This is a genomic window from Sorangium sp. So ce381 (assembly GCF_051473845.1).
Lineage (GTDB): Bacteria > Myxococcota_A > Polyangia > Polyangiales > Polyangiaceae > Sorangium > Sorangium atrum.
In genome coordinates this window covers 4,452,108-4,469,138 of sequence record NZ_CP150336.1, presented here as the reverse complement: position 1 = coordinate 4,469,138, position 17,031 = coordinate 4,452,108, and the positions used below count along the sequence as shown (strand labels likewise).

Genomic DNA, 17,031 nt, shown 5'->3' with positions numbered 1-17,031 from the left:
GCAGATAAAATTGAAACAGGGAGTCGGGGAGGCAGGGAGATTGGCGGGATTCACTCCCCGTCTCCCCGACTCCCTGTGAATTATCCCGAAAAGAAACCAGCAGGGTCGGTTCAGTCGATGATGGTCCAGGTGGCCTTGGCGGTGCAGCCGTAGGCGTCGAGCGCGCCGGGGTGCGAGAGCGGGACGAGCTTGGTTCCGCATGACCCGGGATGCGATGACGTGCCCCGACATCCCCCCTTCCTGGCACGTATGGCGAGAGTGGCTGCCGGCCATCGGCAGCGTGTTTGGGCTCATGTCCGCCCTTGTCGGCGCCCTCGGGGTGGTGTTCTTCGCTGCCATGACGACCACCATGGTCCGTGTGCCGCCGCGCGCTCTCCACGCGGCGAGCGTCGCCGTCCTCGCGCTGACCACGGGCCTCATTGCCGTATCGACCGCTCACGCCGTACGAGAGCCCGATCCGGAGGATCACATCGCGTCCCTTCCGAGCATCGGAGTCGTCCCGCCCGTCGAGGGGGCGCCTTCGATGATCGCCGAGGGCCCGTCGGACCCGTCCGGACCGCCCCTCGTGACGCGCATCCACGACGTGACCATCGGCCGGCTGGGCGTGCGCAGGTTGTGCCCGAGCCTGTCCGAGAGGTGTTTTCTCGATGTGGAGGAGGCCGGGAGGCCTTTCGACGCTCAGCTCGTGACGTGGCTGTCTCAGCGCGGCACGTACACGATGGTCGACCCCGAGGCGTGCCCGCAGCAGCCGGGTTGGATCGATCCCCGCGATTCTTTCATCATCCGCCAGGCGTCGCCGCTCGTTCGCAAAGCGTCTCCGTTCGCCAAACACCGCGAGCTGGGCGAGCTGATCGTGCTCGACGGAGCGATCTACGATGCCCATCGCGGCGGTGAAGCAGGTCCGGTCGTCCTCACTGCGCCGCGGTTCTTCCCGAGGCCCGCGTCCATGCGCCTCGTCGCAGACGTGCTCGGCGCCCACCGGCGCGCGATCGCCGTCGCGGCCTGCGGAGCGCTGCTCTCCGCGGCGCTGCTCCGCCATCGCTGGCGTGCCCGCCGCGCCCTCGCGCGGATCGCGGGGGCGAGGGTCGCGGTGCTCGCGGAAAACGGCTGGCTCGACTTCGCGGACGGCTCGCCTCTCGTGCGCGCCGCGGACCGCGGCTTGCCACCCGGACCGGTCGTGGTCCTCGGACCGACGTCCGGGGGCACGTACCGCGGAGGGGATCTCTGCGGCGCCGAGATCGTCGCCGGAGAGCAGGCCGGGCTGCTCGAGCGAGGGCGCGCGCAGATTGCGCGGATCGACGTCCTCGTCTTCTTCATCGCGGTGCTCGCGCCGCTGCCGCTGCTGACCGTCGCGGTCACGCTGAGCCTCTGGTAGCCCCCTGCCCGCCGTTGCGCGCCCCATGCGGGTGCTAGGGTGGCGCTCATGTCGAACGCGCTCCGAGCGACGCTCCTGAGCCTCTTCGGCAGCCTCGCCCCCGGCTGTGCCTCGCCGGGCCTGTCCGCCGCGACGTCGATGCCCGAAGCGCCCGCAGATCTCGTGATCACGGCCGGCGTCGTCCGGACGATGGACCCCGGGAACCCGCGCGCCGAGGCGGTCGCCGTGCGCGGCGAGCGGATCGTCTTCGTGGGCAGCGCTGGCGGCGCGAAGGCCTTCGTCGGGCCGGGTACGCGCGTCGAGGAGCTGCCGGGGCGCGCGGTCGTGCCCGGTCTCGTCGACGGGCATGCCCATCTCTACGGGCTCGGGGTCGCGCTGGAGACGCTGAGCGTGCGCGGCGCCACGAGCGCCGAGGCGGCGGCGGCGATCGTGGCCGGGGCGGCGAAGGCCCGCCCGAGGGCCGAGTGGATCACCGGGCGCGGCTGGGACCAGAACCTCTGGCCGGGCGCGGCGTTCCCCACGCACGCCCCCCTCGACGCGGCGGCGCCGGAGCACCCGGTGGCGCTGCGCCGCGTCGACGGGCACGCGCTCTGGGCGAACGCCGTGGCGATGCGCGCGGCCGGGGTCGGTCGAGGCACGCAGGATCCGCCGGGCGGGCGCATCCTGCGCGACGCCGCGGGCGAGCCGACGGGCGTCTTCGTCGACAACGCGATGGGCCTCATCGAGGCCAGGATCCCGGCCGACCCGCCCGCCGTGCGCGAGCGGCGCATCCTGCGCGCGGCGGAGGAGGCGCTCTCGTCCGGGCTCACGGCCGTGCACGAGATGGGCATCGACGACGAGACCGTGGCCGTCTACCGCGCGCTCGCCGCGGCCGGGCGGCTGCCGATCCGCGTTTACGCCTACCTCGCAGGCGACGGGCAGCTCGAGGGGCTGAAGGCGCGCACGCCCGACGTGGACCCGACAGGCACGGCGATGTTCGTGCTGCGCGGGGTCAAGCTCTTCGCCGACGGCGCGCTCGGCTCGCGCGGCGCGGCGCTGCTCGCGCCGTACGCGGACGAGCCCTCGACGAGCGGGCTCTTGCTGATGGATCGCGAGGCGCTCGCGCGCGCGGCGCGGCTCGTCGCGGACGCGGGCTTCCAGCTCGCGGTGCACGCGATCGGCGACCGCGCCAACCGCGCCGTCCTCGACGCGTTCGAGGCGCTCGGCCCGGGGCGGGCGGCGGCGCTGCGGTTCCGGGTGGAGCACGCGCAGATCCTCTCGCCCGACGATCTGCCGCGCTTCGCGGCGCTCGGGGTGATCGCCTCGATGCAGCCGACGCACGCGACGAGCGACATGCCGTGGGCGCCCGCGCGGCTCGGCGCCGATCGCCTGAAGGGCGCGTATGCCTGGAGGTCGCTGCTCTCGTCGGGCGCGCGCCTCGTGTTCGGCTCGGATTTCCCTGTGGAGGACGCCTCACCGCTGCTCGGCATCTATGCAGCCGTGACCCGGCAGGATCCCTCGGGCCAGCCCCCGGGCGGGTGGATGCCCGAGGAGCGGCTCGACCTCGACGAGGCGCTCCTGGCCTTCACCGCGGCGCCTGCGTACGCGGCCTGGGCCGAGGGCCAGCGGGGCCGGATCGCGCCTGGCTACGTGGCCGATCTGACGGTCCTGGGCCGCGATCTCTCGCCCGATCGCTCGCTCGTCGACACGCCGATCGACATGGTGGTCGTGGGCGGCCGCGTGGCGCGCGCGCCGGCGCCGCGGTGAGAGGCGCGCTCGTGCTGCGCGCCGCGCTTCGTCCGGACCGCCATGGGACGTCGCGGCCGACGCATCCCAACGACGAACGAAAGGAGGAATGAGCGTATATGCTTGCACGCTACCACCTCGTCCGCGGGCGCCGCCCGGAGGACGATCCGCTGCCAGAAGGCAAGCGGTACGACACGCGCAAACACACGCACCACATCCTGAGGCCCACCCCGGAGATGGTCGAAGAGTTCCTGTCGGACCCCTCGCAAGCTGGCTTCAAGAGGTTTCGCGCCGCCTACCTCGCGGCGCTCGATGAGCGGTTTGCGGAGCAACGGGAGCGCTTCGACGCGCTGGCGCAGGAGGCCCGGCAAGGTGACGTGTTCCTCGGCTGCAACTGCCCGACGGCGCACCAGCCTGACGTCCGGCACTGCCACACGTGGCTGGCGCTGGAGTACTTCGCTCGCAAGTACCCGGACCTGGACGTGAGGTTCGATGCGCGGTGAGCGGCGTTCACTCCTGCCGACGGCGAGCGAGGCAGCTCGGGCGTCGCGCTCTCGCCGAGAATGGCGCGGGCCCCGCGGTTCAGCGGCGCATCCGTGAGCAACAGTCGTCCGCCTCGGGAGCGGCGGCCGCGGGCCGCGCGCCGCTCGAATCGGACAGGTCCTCCTGCTCGTCGGGGTAACGGATGCGCTCGTCGCCGGCCTTGGCGCCCAGCCCGGTGCTGCGCCCCTTGGGCTCTTCCCATTCCTCCTGGCGCCCGAGCGCGGTCAGATCGAGGAAATAGTACGAGCCGCCGGTCGACTCCGTGCCGCGCCCGTAAGTCGAGTAGGTATGATACACGCGCTCGCCGTCGCGCAGGAAGCAGCTCAGCCCGTGCAGGTCGAAGGGCTGCTTGCCCCCAAGATAGTAGGCCGAGCCCGCCTGCTCGTGCTCGGCGGGCGTTCGGTAGTTGTACTCCACTGGCGTGACCGACTCGTCCAGCGTGACATGGTAGTCGTGGTTGAAGCGGCTGCCCGCCGACGAGTACCAGGGCACGGGCCAGCCCATACGCGCCTTGAACGGCGCGATCTTCTCCCAGGGAGCGCGCGAGATGAACGCGAACGTGGTGCCGACGTTGTGCCAGTGCCGCAGGTGGCCCTTCGAGATCTGATCGGCGTAGCCAGAGCAGCTCGGGCAGCCGCGATCCTTGGGAGTGCCGTCGTCCTCGAAGAGCCACATGAAATGATAGACGATGAGCTGCTGCCGGCCCTCGAACAGATCGAGGAGGCGCAGCTTGCCGTGGGCGCCCGAGAACTCGTACGGCTCGGTCACCTCGACCATCGGCAGGCGCCGGCGATCCGCGTTGAGCCGATCGCGCGCTCTGGTCAGCTCCTTCTCGCGGGCGAGCAGCGCCTTGCGTGCCTCCAGCCACTCGGCGCGCGACACGACGCGGGGCAGTTCGATCCGGGTCATGGGGACGTCTCCATTGTCATCGGGAATGGGCCTCGCCCGGTGCGGGCGCTGCCGCGGGATGGGTTCGGGGGGTGGACTGCCGGAGCGCGCAGAACTCATCGGCGCATCCATCAAAAATGTCGCCGGCCGCCGCTACGCCTATGGCACGAGCATTGCGTGATGCCCCAGGCGAGCTCTCCGGTGGGCGAACGCGGCAGCGCCGGCCGGCCCCGGCAGCGTGGTCACGATGGCCCTGGTCGGGCGGACACCGCGCGGCGCGCCCCGACCTGGCGCCATCCGTCGCAACATTGGCGCCCGACGCCGCTGCCGGAGCGGCGCGCCGAGCCCATCCTTGGTATCGATCCCGGCGAGGCGCCGCGCGCCCCCGGGATCGAGCTCCCGCCGAGGTACGCCATGAGCCAGTTGCTTCGAGGCCCGCGCGGCCGACTTCTGACGACCTACCAGTTCATCACACGTCCCTTCGAGTTCCTGTCGCGGTGCGCCTCCACGTACGGGGATGTCTTCAACGTCCCCGTGGTCAGCGGTGACGTCGTGATCGCCGGATGCCCCAGATCGGCGGAGGAAGTGTTGACGGCGCCGCCGGAGACATTCCTTCCCTTCGCCACCAGGGCGATCGCGCCCCTCGTGGGGGAGCACTCGCTCCTCATGCTCTCGGGCGAGCGCCACAGGCGCGAGCGGAAGCTGCTGACACCCCCGTTCCACGGCGATCGCATGCGCGCTTACGCCGCGGCGATGGCGGACACCGCCGCCCGTCGGCTCACCGAGGCGGCGCGCGCGCCCCGCGCCGTCGCCCAGGAGATCACGCAGGCGATCTCGCTCGACGTCATCATCCGCGCAGTGTTCGGCGTGGAGGAGCCATCTCGAACGAGCGCGTTCGCCCGCGCCGTCGTCGCCATGACCGACGCGCTGACCCCGGCGCTGACCTTCCTGCCGTTCTTGCAGCGGGACCTCGGCGGCCTCGGCCCCTACGCGCGCTTCCGCCGGCGCGTCGATGACCTGGATGCCCTGTTCCTCGGGCAGATCGAGCGGGCGCGCGCGGCGCCGGGCGACGACATCCTGAGCCTCATGGTCTCGGCCCGTTACGACGACGGCTCTACCATGAGCGATCAGGCCATCTTCGACGAGCTCCGCACGCTGCTGTTCGCCGGGCACGAGACAACGGCGCTCGCCCTCGCGTGGGCCCTCGATCACGTGCACCGCAACCCCGGCGTCCTCGCGCGCCTCCGCGACGAGATCGACGCCCTCGGCCCGGAGCCCGACCCCGAGCGCCTCGCCGCCCTGCCCTACCTCGACGCCGTGTGCAAGGAGGCGCTGCGCATCTATCCGATCGTCACCGAGTCCCCTCGCCTCCTGGCGCAGCCGTTCCGCCTGGGCGAGCACGAGCTCCTGCCGGGAACGGGGGTGGCGCCCTGCATCCTGCTCGTGCACCACCACCCCGATCTCTACCCCGAGCCGTCCCGGTTCAGGCCAGAGCGCTTCCTGGAGCGCAAGTTCTCCCCGTTCGAGTACCTGCCGTTCGGCGGCGGACACCGCCGCTGCATCGGCGCGGCCTTCGCGATGTTCGAGATGAAGATCGTGCTCGGCGTGGCGCTTTCGGCATGGGAGTTCCGCCTGCTCGAGGAGCGGCCGCCCCGACCCGTGCGCCGCAATCTGACGCTGAGCCCGTCGGGCGGCGTCCCGCTCGTCGTGCGCGCCCGCAATCGCGTCTCAGCGCCGCCGCCTGATCCTGGCGCGAGGAGGCGCAGAGGAAGCCCCAGCACGGGAATGCATCGCCGTGGAGGCCACGACATAGCGGACATGGAGTAGATGGAGAAGATCACGACATAAAAGCTCCGCGCTCTCTGCGCTTCGGGGATCGCCGGGGGTGGATCTGGAATAGAGGGGCTCCCCCGCTTGCCGCATCGCCCCCATGCTGAGACGTCTCCTCCGCTCGACGGCCGCCTTCTCTCCCTGTGCATCCCCACCTCCGCCGGTCGTTTCGCTCGACGCGAGCACCGGTGTCCGGCCACAGCGCGTCGAAGGCCCATCACGTCGCCTTCGGCTGCTCGCCCGGCTCGGATGGGCTACCGCTCTGCTCCTGGCGGCGTCCTCGTGCGAGTCGGTCACCCCCTCGGTATCGCCGCGCCCATCCGGATCGGCGCAAGCCCGGCTGGAGCTGCACGCCGGCGATGCCGACGTCTGGGCCTTCAGCGCGCGCATCCAGGGCGCCCTCGCCGGAGCGGGCACGCTGGAGGAATGCGCTATCCGGGTGGGCGGCGACGTGTTCCCCGCGGCGATCGAGCAGCAGCGGTTCTTCGCGGACATCCCGCTGATCGAGGGCGAGAACGAGATCGTCGCGCGCTGCCGGGAGGCGAGCGCGGGCGACCTGGACTCTCCGCCCGTCACCTACCGCGTCCGGCTCGAGGACACGCCCCGCGCCCGCGCCCGCGCTGCGCTGGCCGGCGGCAAGCTCGTCCTCGACGCGACGAGCAGCGAGCCCGGCGAGCGCTCGCGCGCCGAGATCGTCGCCTTCGACTGGTTCCGGCTGCGCGTCGGCGCGGCGCCGGAACCGCTCGGGCAAGGCGCTCGCCTCGAGCTGCCCGCGCCCGACGCCCGCGGTCAGGCGCTGTACGAGCTCAGGGTGCGCGACGAGCGCGGCCGCGGCGACGCCGCGCGGGTCGCGCCGCCGCTCGAAGCCGCCCCTGGCGCGACCGCGCCGGCGTGGATCGACGACGCCGTCCTCTACGGCGTCGTGCCCCCGTTCTTCGGCGATCCGCCGCTCCAGAGCGTCCGCGCCGCCCTCCCCGCGATCGAGCGGCTCGGCGTCACGGCGATCTGGCTATCTCCCCTCTTCGCCGCGCCCGAGGGCGACTTCGGGTATGCCGTCACCGACTACTTCAGCGTGCGCCCCGACTACGGGACCGAGCAAGATCTCCGCGAGCTCGTGGACGACGCGCACCGGCGCGGCCTGCGCGTGCTGCTCGATCTCGTGCCCAACCACACCTCGGCCGAGCACCCGTATTTCCGGGAGGCCGAGCGGCGCTCGAACCGCGCCCACACCTTCGACTTCTACGATCGCGACGACGGCGGTGAGCCGACGCATTACTTCGACTGGGAGCACCTGCCGAACCTGAACTACGGCAGCGCCGAGGTGGCGCGCTGGATGCTCGAGGCGTCGCTGCACTGGGTGCGCCGGTTCGACATCGATGGCTATCGCGTCGACGCCGCGTGGGGCATCAAGCAGCGGCGGGGCGAGCTCTGGTCCCCCTGGGCCGCCGAGCTCCGGCGCGTGAGCCCGCATGTCGCGCTGATCGCCGAGGCCTCGGCGCGCGATCCGTACTATCTGCAGAACGGGTTCGACGCGGCTTACGACTGGACCGAGGAGCTCGGACACTGGGCCTGGAAAGACGTGTTCGGCGCGCCGCGGGGCATCGCGGCCCGGCTCGGCGCGGCGCTCGCCGCCACCGCCGCGCGCCCCGAGCGCACGCTCAGGTTCATCAACAACAACGACACCGGCGCGCGCTTCATCACCCGCCACGGGCCGGGGCTGACGCGCGTCGCTGCGGCGGCGCTGCTGACCCTGCCGGGGATCCCGTGCGTCTACACGTTCGACGAGCTCGGCGCCGAGTACGAGCCTTACGGCGGCCTCGCCCCGGTCTCACGGCCCCCGCGCGGCCAGCTGGCGCGGCATTACGAGCGGCTGATCCGGCTCAGGCGCGGTGTCGCGGCGCTCCGGTCGCGGGGGCACCTCACGCTGCACGCCGGGGGGCCGGACGACGAGGTCTTCGCCTATGTCAGGCACGGCGACGACGCGTCCCGCTTCGCGCTCGTCGTCCTGAATTTCAGCGACCGACCGGTAAGGAAGCGGCTCACCGTCCCGGAGCCGTTCGCCGCCCACGCGCGAGGTGGCCTGCGCGACGCGCTGAGCGGCGCCGGCGCGCACCTCCGGGCCGGCGCCCTCGCGCTGGACCTCGCGCCCTGGGACGTCCGCGTCCTCGTGCCGCGGTAGGACGAGCCCTGCGCGGCGGCGGGCGCTGCGCTCACCGCGATCGTCTGTTATAACGGACAAACATCCAATGTTTGACGTGGCCGCGAGGCGTCCCTATCGGGACGCTCAGCGTCTCTGTCAGCTGCAGGAAGTTCGAACATCTGGCGCTCAGCTCACCCGTGCGCCGCGACGGTGGTCGCCGCGACGGGAGGAGGATGATTTTCATGGCTCAGGAGCAATGGTCCGCCGTCGATCGCTACCTCACCGATCTGCTCGTGCCGTCCGACGCCGCGCTCGATGCGGCGCTCGCGGCCAGCGCCGCGGCCGGCCTGCCGCCGATCAACGTCGCGCCGAACCAGGGCAAGCTGCTGCATCTCCTGGCGCGGATCCAGGGGGCGCGAACCATCCTGGAGATCGGCACGCTCGGGGGTTACAGCACGATCTGGCTCGCGCGGGCGCTGCCTGCCGTCGGCCGCCTGATCACGCTGGAGTCGGAGCCGAAGCACGCCGAGGTCGCCCGCGCGAACCTCGATCGCGCCGGGCTGGCCGACATCGTCGAGCTGCGCCTCGGGCGAGCGCTCGACACGCTGCCCAAGCTCGCCGCGGAGGGCCGCGGCCCGTTCGACCTCATCTTCATCGACGCCGACAAGCCGAGCAATCCCGACTACTTCGCGTGGGCGCTCAAGCTCTCCCGCCGCGGCAGCGTCATCGTGATCGACAACGTCGTGCGCAAGGGGGCGATCATCGACCCCGAGAGCGCCGATCCCAGCGTCCAGGGGGTGCGCCGCCTGAACAAGCTGCTCGCCGCCGAGCGACGCGTGAGCGCGACGGCGATCCAGACCGTGGGCAGCAAGGGATACGACGGTCTCGCCATCGTCCTCGTCACCGAGGATCCGTAGCCGCACCGGCCCAGCGTCTGCCGGGCGCTCCTCGCACCCTCCCGCGCCGGCCCACAAAAAAAGAGCGCCCATTCGACGGCGGGGGGGGAAGCCGTCACGGGCGCTCTGTCCTGGTTACTTAGCAGGAGACGGGCCAGGGTCTTTCCGCACCCTTTTCAAGGACTTACCCGTAAGGAAGCCCCTGAAGCTTTCGATCCTGAGATCGCCGCTTGCAGACCTGACGGATGCACTCGCGCCGCGACCCCAGGGCCCTGCGGCGGCGGTCCAGCGCGATCACCGCTCGACCTCGTCGGCCGGTCCTGCGGCGCATCCGGAGCGGCGCGGGGAGCGCGCCCAAGACGACGGTGAAGGCGTTACGACGGCTGCGCCGGAGACGATGCCGGCGGCAGCGTCGGCGGCTCGTTGGCAAACTGACCGAGCGCGACCCGCTCGACGTGCCAGCGCGTCCCCTTGAGACATCTCGGCGAGAGAGGCCGTCATCCGGGGGACTGACACCGGGGTGGGCATCGAGGAGGCGATGCAACCGCAGGTGTTCGAGGCGTTCGGGCTTCGTGTCCCGGCCGGTGACCGCGGCGCCGAGCGACTGGTCGCAGAACCCCCATGTCCAGATCGAGGGAGGGTTCGTGGCCGGATTGCTGCTCGGGGCCGCCGGCGCACAAAAAACAGAGCGCCCATTCGACGGCGGGGGGGGGAAGCCGTCACGGGCGCTCTGCCCTGGTTCTCTAGCAGGACACGGGCCAGGGCCTTTCCACGCCTTCTTCAAGGACTTGCCCGTCAGGGAACCCCTGGAGCTTTCGATCCTGAAATCGTCCCTTGCAGACCCGACGATGCACCCGCGGCTCGGCCGTGCTGCCCCGGCTACGAGGCAAGGAGGGCCCGCCTGCGTGAATCGCGGACGACGCGCTCGGCGTGAGACAGACGCGCGTCCGTGCTAAGCGGGTGTTCGTGGATCTCGAAAAACTGGTTAGCGTCGTGTTCAAGGCGGTCGCGCGCAGGAACACAATCGCCGATTCGGAGCTTTTGGAGATCTTGCTCGAGGCGGGCGCTGACGTGGCGGTCGCGCGCCGCGTGGTCGCCTTCGCGCCGAATTCAGCGGCGCGAGTCTGGCTGCGAAGCGAGAAGATCACGTGGCCCGACCACTACAGTGTTCACCGCCCGTCGAGCGGCGTCGCTTCCCTCGAGCATCGACCCCTGGCGGCAGAGCCCGTCTTCGCCGCGTGTATGTCGGTGGCGGAGCGATGTTCGAAAGCGCAGCGGCAAGCGATGTTCCAACGCAGCGCTACCTTCAAGATACTACGGCAGCTCGGACAGCGCACGTCCCCCGAGGGGCCTGGAAAACCGGTGAATGTGCAAGTTGGCCCGTTGCTGATGGTTGCTGAGTACCTCGACCCTCCGGAGCCTGTCGCCCCTGTTCCTCGCGCGCACGCGCAACGAGGACTTTTCGCACGACTGAAGCGGCTTTGGCGCGGGTATTGATCGGGCGCTGCCATCGTCGTCGTTAGGCTCCTCGCTCCGTGGCGCGGACTGGTCGAACCTCACTCGGCGTAGACGGCCACCGTCGCGGTGCACGAGAAGTTCGGATTCAGCGTACAGCCAACCTCAGCCGTAACAAAGCCGACCAGCGGGCGGAGGTAGTCCTCCGTCCGCCATTGCCCGAGGAGCAGGATGTTCGGATAGGGCACGTCCGGCGTCGGCGCGCGGCGCTCGAACATGGCCCAGTCGCCCAGCACCGCGCCGCCGTCGTAGGCGCGGATCAGCGGGTAAGGGGCTCCGGCGGCCATCGCCGCGTCCAGCACCCCGAGATCGTCGAGGACCTCGAGGGTGCGCGGCTGCACGCCTTTCCCGCGGGAGCCGGCGAAATGGGATGGCGCCTTGTCGACGATGCGGCACGCCACGCCACGGCGGGCCAGGTCGCACGCGAGGGTCAGGCCGGTGGGCCCTGCCCCCGCGATGAGGACATGCGTGCTCTGCGACGGATTCATTGGCTGTCTCCTGTCAGGTGAAGTCACGCCATCTTGGAAGCTGTCGCTTGCCTCGTCAGCTTGCGTTCTGCCAGCATGGTTCCATGCGCAAGCGGGACGCCATAACGCCGCGGAAACAGCCGACGCAGGACCGGTCGCGCGCGACCGTCGAGGCGATCCTGCAGGCGACCGCTTACATTCTGGTCCGGGACGGGTACGCGCGGCTGACGACGAACCGCGTGGCCCAGCGGGCCGGGGTGAACGTCGCGTCGCTCTACCAGTTCTTTCCGGGCAAGGAGGCGCTCGTGGCCGAGCTCCACCGCCGGCACATCGAGCAGGGCCGCGCGGCCGCGGCCGCGGTGCTCGCCGCGCATCAGGGGCAGTCGCCCGACCGCGTGGTCCGGACGATCGTGGAGGCCGGCATCGCCGCCCACGCCGTGGAGCCCGAGCTGCACCGCGTGTTCCTCGAGCAGATGCCGCGCATCAAGGCGCCCCGGTCCGCGGCGAGCGAGGGCTTCCTGCTCGAGGAGGCAAAGCAGCTCCTCTCGGCGTGGGGCTGCCCGGCGCCGGAGGTGGAGCTCGCGTGGTGGATGATGCAGACCGCGGCGCACGCGGTCGTGCATCAGGCGATCGTCGAGCGGCCCGACGACGTGCGCTCCGGCGCGCTGGCCGAGGAGCTCGTGCAGCTGCTCGAGCGCTACCTGCGCGGGAAGCAGACCCCAGCGCCACGCGCCGGCGCGGGGCGGGAGGACACGTGATCTCGCCGAGGCCGCCGATGGCGGCTGCCCCGCATGACCCGTTCGCTCAGCCGGACGTGGCGATCTCGTCGTAACCGCGGCCGCTGAACTGAAGAAGGCAGACGCCGTGGCCGAAGGGATCGGCCAGGCGGAGCATGCGCCCCCACGCCGCCACCTCGATATCGGCTTCGGGGACCGCGCCTGCCTCCTGCGCGCGGCGCGCGGCGGCCTCGAGATCGTCGACCACGAAGTCGAGGTGGACCGGCGTCCAGTGGCGGCGGTAGTCGCGCGGAGACGCACCGACGGCTGGCTCGCTGCCGGCCGGCTTCACCAGGAGGTAGATGGGCGCCGCCGCGCCGAGGAGCTCGACCCCGGAGGCACCAAAGCGCCGCCCGACGCGCAAGCCGAACGCACGCGTGTAGAACGCGATGGCAGGATCGAGCGCCGGTACATCGATGTTGACGAGCAGGTCTGACATGCGATGAGTCTAGCTGTTGGGCACGTCGCCCCCAAGCCAGGGCGCTTCGCGGCTGCGCGAGGCGCCCGGCGCGGGCCGGGAGCCATCGGATCAGAGCGTCTCGAGGTACGCGACGAGATCGTCGATCTGAGCCGGCGCGAGCGCCGAGGTGACGCCGTGTCGGTCCCCTCCACCGCACGGGCCGAAGCGGTCGTGGAGCGTCGCGGCGCAGCCGTCGTGCATGTACGGAGCGCGCGCCGCGAGCCCGCGGAGCGAGGGCACCTGGAAGGGCTTGCCCGTGCCCACGTCGACGGTCTGGTTGTTCGTGAGCGTCTCGCCGGAATGGCACGTCGCGCACGCCAGGGTCGGGTCGTTGAAGAGCGCCTCGCCGCGCGCGACGGCGCCCTCGTCCGCCGGCTTCGACCGGGGAAGGGCCTTGATCGTGTCGAGCCACGCCGCGAACGCGTCGAGGTGCTCGCCGTCCGGAAGCGAGCCGCCCATCCGCTTCACGAACACCTCCTCCATGAAGCCCGTGAAGTATCCCAGGTCACCGTCCCAGTGAAACGGCATCGTCGCGAGGACGCCGCCTGACAAGGATTGTGTGCGGCGCGGTCCGACGGGCTGGAAGTTCCATACACGACCATCTTCATGCCCCTCCGGGTGGCAGGACGCGCAGGTGACGGAAAGGGCTCCACCGCGGTTGCCGTGGAAGAGGGCATGGGCATCGTCGAGCCGGCTCTCACCGGGAAGCTCGATCATGCCGAACTTCACGCCGTCGAGGGCCGAGACCTTCAGGATGCCCGGGGGCTCCCGTAGCTGCACGAGCAGCTTGTTCGCTCCGAAGTAGCTGACGGCGATGGGCTCGCCGCTGGGGCCGATAAAGGGGCGGCCCTGGTCGGGGGCGAGCGCGCAGCGTTCGATCCCGTCCTCCCGCTCGAGGGTCTCGAGCGGCGTCACGACGAGATCGCGGCTGCCCGCCTGCAGGATCGCCACGCTGAGCCCATCCGGCGACACAGCGATGTCGACCGGGAGCACCCCTACCCCGATGCCGCCCACACCATGCCTGGACAGCACAAGGTCCGACGGATCGCCTTCGCTGGGCAACGGTCGCGTGACGGTCACCGCCGTATGGATCACGCTCTGTCTGCAATCCGTCGAGTAGTAGCTGCCGGCCCCCGCAGGTTCGATGGGCGTGACGAGGGCGCGCTGGTGCACCATGGCCACACCGCCCCCAGGCAGCGGGACCATCCTCCACGCCACCGCCGGCGCGAACTCGCGCGTGTCGTTCGCGCCGTCGTACAGCGCACCCGGGATGTACGCCAGCGGCCTGATGCGCTCGACAACGGTCCCGTCCTTCGCGACCACCAGGAGCTCGGCGGACCGGAAGCGGCTCACGAGGAGCGAGTCCCCCTCGACGACCACGTCGCGCAGGTCGCCGTCGAGGCGGAGCTCGCGGACCGGCGGGGCCGCGACGTCCCAGGAGAGCGTCACGAGCTCGCCGCCCGCGCACGCGACGTGGAGCAGGTCTGTCGACGCGTCATAGGCGAGCCCGCGGGGCGCGGGGCACACGGGCCTGCGGTGCATCTTCTTGGTCGCGAGATCGATCGTGACCACCGCGCCCCCGCGGCGGAGCGCCACATGAACGGAGCCAGCCGCCCCCTCGACCACACGCCCGGGCTCGTCGTCCTTCTCCAGGGGGAGGATCCCGTGCACCCTGGACCTGACGAGATCGACGATGGAGATCCTGTCGCGGTCCGGATCCGCCGCAATGGCAAACGCCTTGTCGGTGGTCACAAGGAGCGTCCCGCCGCTGATCGGGGGAGGCGGCACCGCGGAGACCTTGGGGGATGGATCTCGCGTCGGGGAGTCCGGTAACCCCTGGGTGTCGTCCCACGGGAGATCGTCATAACCGTCGAGCACCGTGCACCCGGCGATGGCCGCAATCATGGCGACGAGCGCGGTGAGCCCCGCGCCGAAGTGAGCTTTCATTGTGCCTCCTGCGACCGGCGCGGCTATGCAAGACGGTTGCCGGGGTCGTGCGCCGAGCCTATGACGACGACACCTCTCCCCGAAATGAGCGAGATCGCAGCGGACGCGCCGAATTCAGGGGGGCGCGTCCATGCAGCAGGATCCGCAGTCTCCGCCCAGGGCACAGACTTCCGACTGCCGGAATCGTGCTGGGAGACGCAAAATAGATACGCTGAAAAAGCCAGGTGTTGCCGTCGTTCCACACGCGGCGATCAGGCTGGCACCTCGCCCACGGCCGCCTCCGCGACCTCGGCGGAATACAGCTCCGCGAGCGCGGCGAAGCCAGGCTGACACGCGTCCATCAACGCGCGTCGCTCTCCGGGGGCGAGCTCGCTGAAGCGCGAGCGCGCCGGACGCACGATGCCCGCCATGCGCTCGATCCAGGCGTCATCGGCGTCGACGCCGATGAACTCCATCAGGCGAGCGATGGTCGGGCGCGGCGCTCGGCCGAAGTCCTCGTAACGAAGCGTCAAGAGCCGCCCGGGCGCGACGCCCGAGAGCTCGTCGAGCCCTGTCACGATCTCGCCGGACCAGTAATGACCGCACAGCGGCAGCGGCGTCTCGTAGCGCAGGAAGGCCTCGCGATCGAAGCGCTCGGGCAAGAACGGGAGCAGCTCCTCGGGCACGTCGTCCACGTAGGCGCGGTCTCTCGATTCCCACGGATCGACGCCGAGGATCTCGGTCAGCTGAACCGCGATCAACGCCATGCGAAACCCGAGGTGACGGCTCATCGAGATCGCGCAGGTGCGGCCGTCACGGACCAGATGTACGAAACGAGCATCGGGAAAGCTCTTGATCAGCCGGCGAACCAGCCGCAACGAGCCCCCGGAACGCTCGACCCATGTTCGCTTGCCGAAGCGGTGAGCGAGGAACCCGAACACCTGCTGATAGTGCTGGCCGACCGCCGCCGTAGGCAGGGTGGAGACGAAGCGCTCGAGCTCGTCGAACAGCGCCTCCGGTTCATCACACAGATGCGGAAGCGCGGTCTCCAGGATGGCCGGCACGCCCGGCACGCCGCCGAAGCGCGGGAGCGCCGCCGGTCGATACAGCACCTCGTCCATCATGACGTCGTGGCGCCGCATCGTCGCCAGCTTGGGCTGGATGCCCGCGACGATCCGCCAGAGCTCGTCCGCGTCGATCGGATGGTCCGGGAAACACAGGGAGATCCGTCCACCGAGGTCGGTGGCCGCCGAGAAGAACTCGGAGATGCTCAGCAGGTCCGGATGCCGGCGCACGAGGTTCGACAGCATGGTCGACCCACAGCGCCCCGTCCCCACGATGAAGAGCGGTGCCAACGCGCCCATGTCAGCGAGCCACCGGGAGGTTCTTGCGGGTCTCTTCGAGGACCTGAAGGTACCACTGGCAGAGCGCCACGAGGGGCACCTCGGCGTACGCAAAACGCTCGCGCCCCCGGAGCGCCGCGTCGGTGCGGATTCGCTCGAAATGCTTGTGACCGATGATGTACGAACCGTAGAAATCCATCCGCTTGTCGAGCTGCTGGTCGAGCCAGGAGAAGTCGTCACGCCGGTCGATGAACATGGGCGCGTGCATGCCGAGCAGCTCGAACATCGTGCGCACCGTCGCGCCGGTCTTCCATGGGAATGGATGCGTCAGATGAAACACGCCCTCGCACGCGTCCTGGAGGGCGATCCCGACGGCCTCCTGGACGACCGCATCGACCGGAACGAGGTTCAGGTCGCCATCCGGGTCGACCCTCATCCGCACGGGGGACCGCGACAGCAAGCCCTTCTGGGTGCGCTCGATCATCCCGCGGAACTGCACGAGCTGGCGAAAGAAGCCATAACAGCCCGAAAACGAGGTCGCCCCGAGCGTGCGGCTGTGCCCCACCACGATGCTGGGGCGAAAGATACGAATGCGCCCGTTCGCCCAGGAGGCGACGAGCGTCTCGGCGTCGATCTTGCTCTGCTCGTAGTGGTTGTTGGTCGCGTTGCCGCGGCTCCGCACCTCGGGGATCGCCCCCGTCGCGCGCCCTGCAACGTACGCCGTGCTGATGTAATTGAACGTCCCCGCCCCGAGCTGACCCGCGAGGGCGAGGACGCGGCGGGTGCCTTCCACGTTGGTCGCCCTGATGACGTCCACGTGACGATTCTCGTATTGCAGCGATGCGGCCACATGCCACACCTGCGCGACGCGAGCACCGATCGGCTCGCGGAGGCCGCAGTCTTGCTCGACGACGTCACCGGCGACGACACGGCACCTGTCGAGCTTCGCGAGCACATCGGTCGCTTCGTAGAGGCTCGCAGCATGATGGATGGACTGGCGGAACCTCTCGACCGCCCCGGTGTCGCCGGGTCGGACCATCGCCACGATGTCGTCATCGGTCCGCCGCAGCAGCTCCAGGACGAGCGCACCGCCGATAAACCCCGTCGCCCCGGTCACGAGATGCGCTTCTTTCATGGCGGAGAGGGA

At 70.5% G+C, this 17,031-nt stretch carries 13 protein-coding genes and 1 pseudogene; 8 read left to right on the top strand and 6 right to left on the bottom strand.

What is annotated here, in order from left to right:
• Positions 1-199 precede the first annotated feature (199 nt).
• The 3 genes from WMF29_RS16910 to WMF29_RS16900 all read left to right on the top strand — a co-directional run bounded on the left by WMF29_RS16910 (position 200) and on the right by WMF29_RS16900 (position 3,603).
• Positions 200-1,375, top strand: coding sequence for a hypothetical protein (locus tag WMF29_RS16910; RefSeq protein WP_437329814.1), 1,176 nt, complete (start codon positions 200-202; stop codon positions 1,373-1,375).
• A gap of 48 nt (positions 1,376-1,423) precedes the next feature.
• A complete protein-coding gene (locus WMF29_RS16905) occupies positions 1,424-3,121 on the top strand; it encodes an amidohydrolase (RefSeq protein WP_437329813.1) in 1,698 nt (565 codons plus the stop codon).
• A gap of 98 nt (positions 3,122-3,219) precedes the next feature.
• On the top strand, positions 3,220-3,603 hold the full coding sequence (locus WMF29_RS16900) for a hypothetical protein (protein ID WP_437329812.1): 384 nt from the start codon (positions 3,220-3,222) through the stop codon (positions 3,601-3,603).
• 79 nt (positions 3,604-3,682) lie between these two features.
• Here the strand turns inward: WMF29_RS16900 and WMF29_RS16895 are convergent, their stop codons facing one another.
• A complete protein-coding gene (locus WMF29_RS16895; RefSeq protein WP_437329811.1) occupies positions 3,683-4,552 on the bottom strand; it encodes a DUF899 domain-containing protein in 870 nt (289 codons plus the stop codon).
• Between the two features lie 393 nt (positions 4,553-4,945).
• Here WMF29_RS16895 and WMF29_RS16890 point away from each other — a divergent pair, with 393 nt between their 5' ends.
• From WMF29_RS16890 to WMF29_RS16875, 4 genes are all read left to right on the top strand, one after another.
• Positions 4,946-6,358, top strand: a complete 1,413-nt coding sequence (locus WMF29_RS16890) for a cytochrome P450 (protein ID WP_437329810.1) — start codon at positions 4,946-4,948, stop codon at positions 6,356-6,358.
• Positions 6,359-6,800: 442 nt separating this feature from the next.
• On the top strand, positions 6,801-8,540 hold the full coding sequence (locus WMF29_RS16885; RefSeq protein WP_437329809.1) for an alpha-amylase family glycosyl hydrolase: 1,740 nt from the start codon (positions 6,801-6,803) through the stop codon (positions 8,538-8,540).
• A gap of 203 nt (positions 8,541-8,743) precedes the next feature.
• A complete protein-coding gene (locus tag WMF29_RS16880) occupies positions 8,744-9,418 on the top strand; it encodes an O-methyltransferase (protein WP_437329808.1) in 675 nt (224 codons plus the stop codon).
• Positions 9,419-10,363: 945 nt separating this feature from the next.
• Positions 10,364-10,894: a hypothetical protein gene (locus tag WMF29_RS16875; protein WP_437329807.1), complete on the top strand. Its 531-nt coding sequence runs from the start codon at positions 10,364-10,366 to the stop codon at positions 10,892-10,894.
• Positions 10,895-11,013: 119 nt separating this feature from the next.
• Here the strand turns inward: WMF29_RS16875 and WMF29_RS16870 are convergent.
• Positions 11,014-11,400: pseudogene (locus WMF29_RS16870) on the bottom strand (FAD-dependent monooxygenase); the annotation flags it as partial.
• Between the two features lie 83 nt (positions 11,401-11,483).
• Here WMF29_RS16870 and WMF29_RS16865 point away from each other — a divergent pair.
• A complete protein-coding gene (locus tag WMF29_RS16865) occupies positions 11,484-12,137 on the top strand; it encodes a TetR/AcrR family transcriptional regulator (protein ID WP_437329806.1) in 654 nt (217 codons plus the stop codon).
• 46 nt (positions 12,138-12,183) lie between these two features.
• Here the strand turns inward: WMF29_RS16865 and WMF29_RS16860 are convergent, their stop codons facing one another.
• The 4 genes from WMF29_RS16860 to WMF29_RS16845 form a co-directional block, all read right to left on the bottom strand.
• On the bottom strand, positions 12,184-12,594 hold the full coding sequence (locus tag WMF29_RS16860; protein WP_437329805.1) for a VOC family protein: 411 nt from the start codon (positions 12,592-12,594) through the stop codon (positions 12,184-12,186).
• A gap of 90 nt (positions 12,595-12,684) precedes the next feature.
• Positions 12,685-14,562, bottom strand: a complete 1,878-nt coding sequence (locus tag WMF29_RS16855) for a c-type cytochrome (RefSeq protein ID WP_437329804.1) — start codon at positions 14,560-14,562, stop codon at positions 12,685-12,687.
• Positions 14,563-14,813: 251 nt separating this feature from the next.
• Entirely contained in the window at positions 14,814-15,905 is a 1,092-nt protein-coding gene (locus WMF29_RS16850) for a sulfotransferase (RefSeq protein WP_437329803.1), read from the bottom strand.
• A 1-nt stretch (position 15,906) separates the two neighbouring features.
• The gene (locus tag WMF29_RS16845; protein ID WP_437329802.1) at positions 15,907-17,019 is read right to left on the bottom strand and encodes an SDR family oxidoreductase; all 1,113 of its coding nucleotides are present in this window, start codon (positions 17,017-17,019) and stop codon (positions 15,907-15,909) included.
• Positions 17,020-17,031 lie beyond the last annotated feature (12 nt).

Excerpts from the sequence above, each read along its gene's own strand:
- WMF29_RS16890 (WP_437329810.1), top strand. The coding sequence starts at position 4,946 with ATGAGCCAGTTGCTTCGAGGCCCGCGCGGCCGACTTCTGACGACCTAC.
- WMF29_RS16850 (WP_437329803.1), bottom strand. The coding sequence starts at position 15,905 with ATGGGCGCGTTGGCACCGCTCTTCATCGTGGGGACGGGGCGCTGTGGG.
- WMF29_RS16845 (WP_437329802.1), bottom strand. The coding sequence starts at position 17,019 with ATGAAAGAAGCGCATCTCGTGACCGGGGCGACGGGGTTTATCGGCGGT.
- WMF29_RS16900 (WP_437329812.1), top strand. The coding sequence starts at position 3,220 with ATGCTTGCACGCTACCACCTCGTCCGCGGGCGCCGCCCGGAGGACGAT.
- WMF29_RS16910 (WP_437329814.1), top strand. The coding sequence starts at position 200 with ATGACCCGGGATGCGATGACGTGCCCCGACATCCCCCCTTCCTGGCAC.
- WMF29_RS16880 (WP_437329808.1), top strand. The coding sequence starts at position 8,744 with ATGGCTCAGGAGCAATGGTCCGCCGTCGATCGCTACCTCACCGATCTG.
- WMF29_RS16865 (WP_437329806.1), top strand. The coding sequence starts at position 11,484 with ATGCGCAAGCGGGACGCCATAACGCCGCGGAAACAGCCGACGCAGGAC.
- WMF29_RS16855 (WP_437329804.1), bottom strand. The coding sequence starts at position 14,562 with ATGAAAGCTCACTTCGGCGCGGGGCTCACCGCGCTCGTCGCCATGATT.
- WMF29_RS16860 (WP_437329805.1), bottom strand. The coding sequence starts at position 12,594 with ATGTCAGACCTGCTCGTCAACATCGATGTACCGGCGCTCGATCCTGCC.
- WMF29_RS16895 (WP_437329811.1), bottom strand. The coding sequence starts at position 4,552 with ATGACCCGGATCGAACTGCCCCGCGTCGTGTCGCGCGCCGAGTGGCTG.
- WMF29_RS16905 (WP_437329813.1), top strand. The coding sequence starts at position 1,424 with ATGTCGAACGCGCTCCGAGCGACGCTCCTGAGCCTCTTCGGCAGCCTC.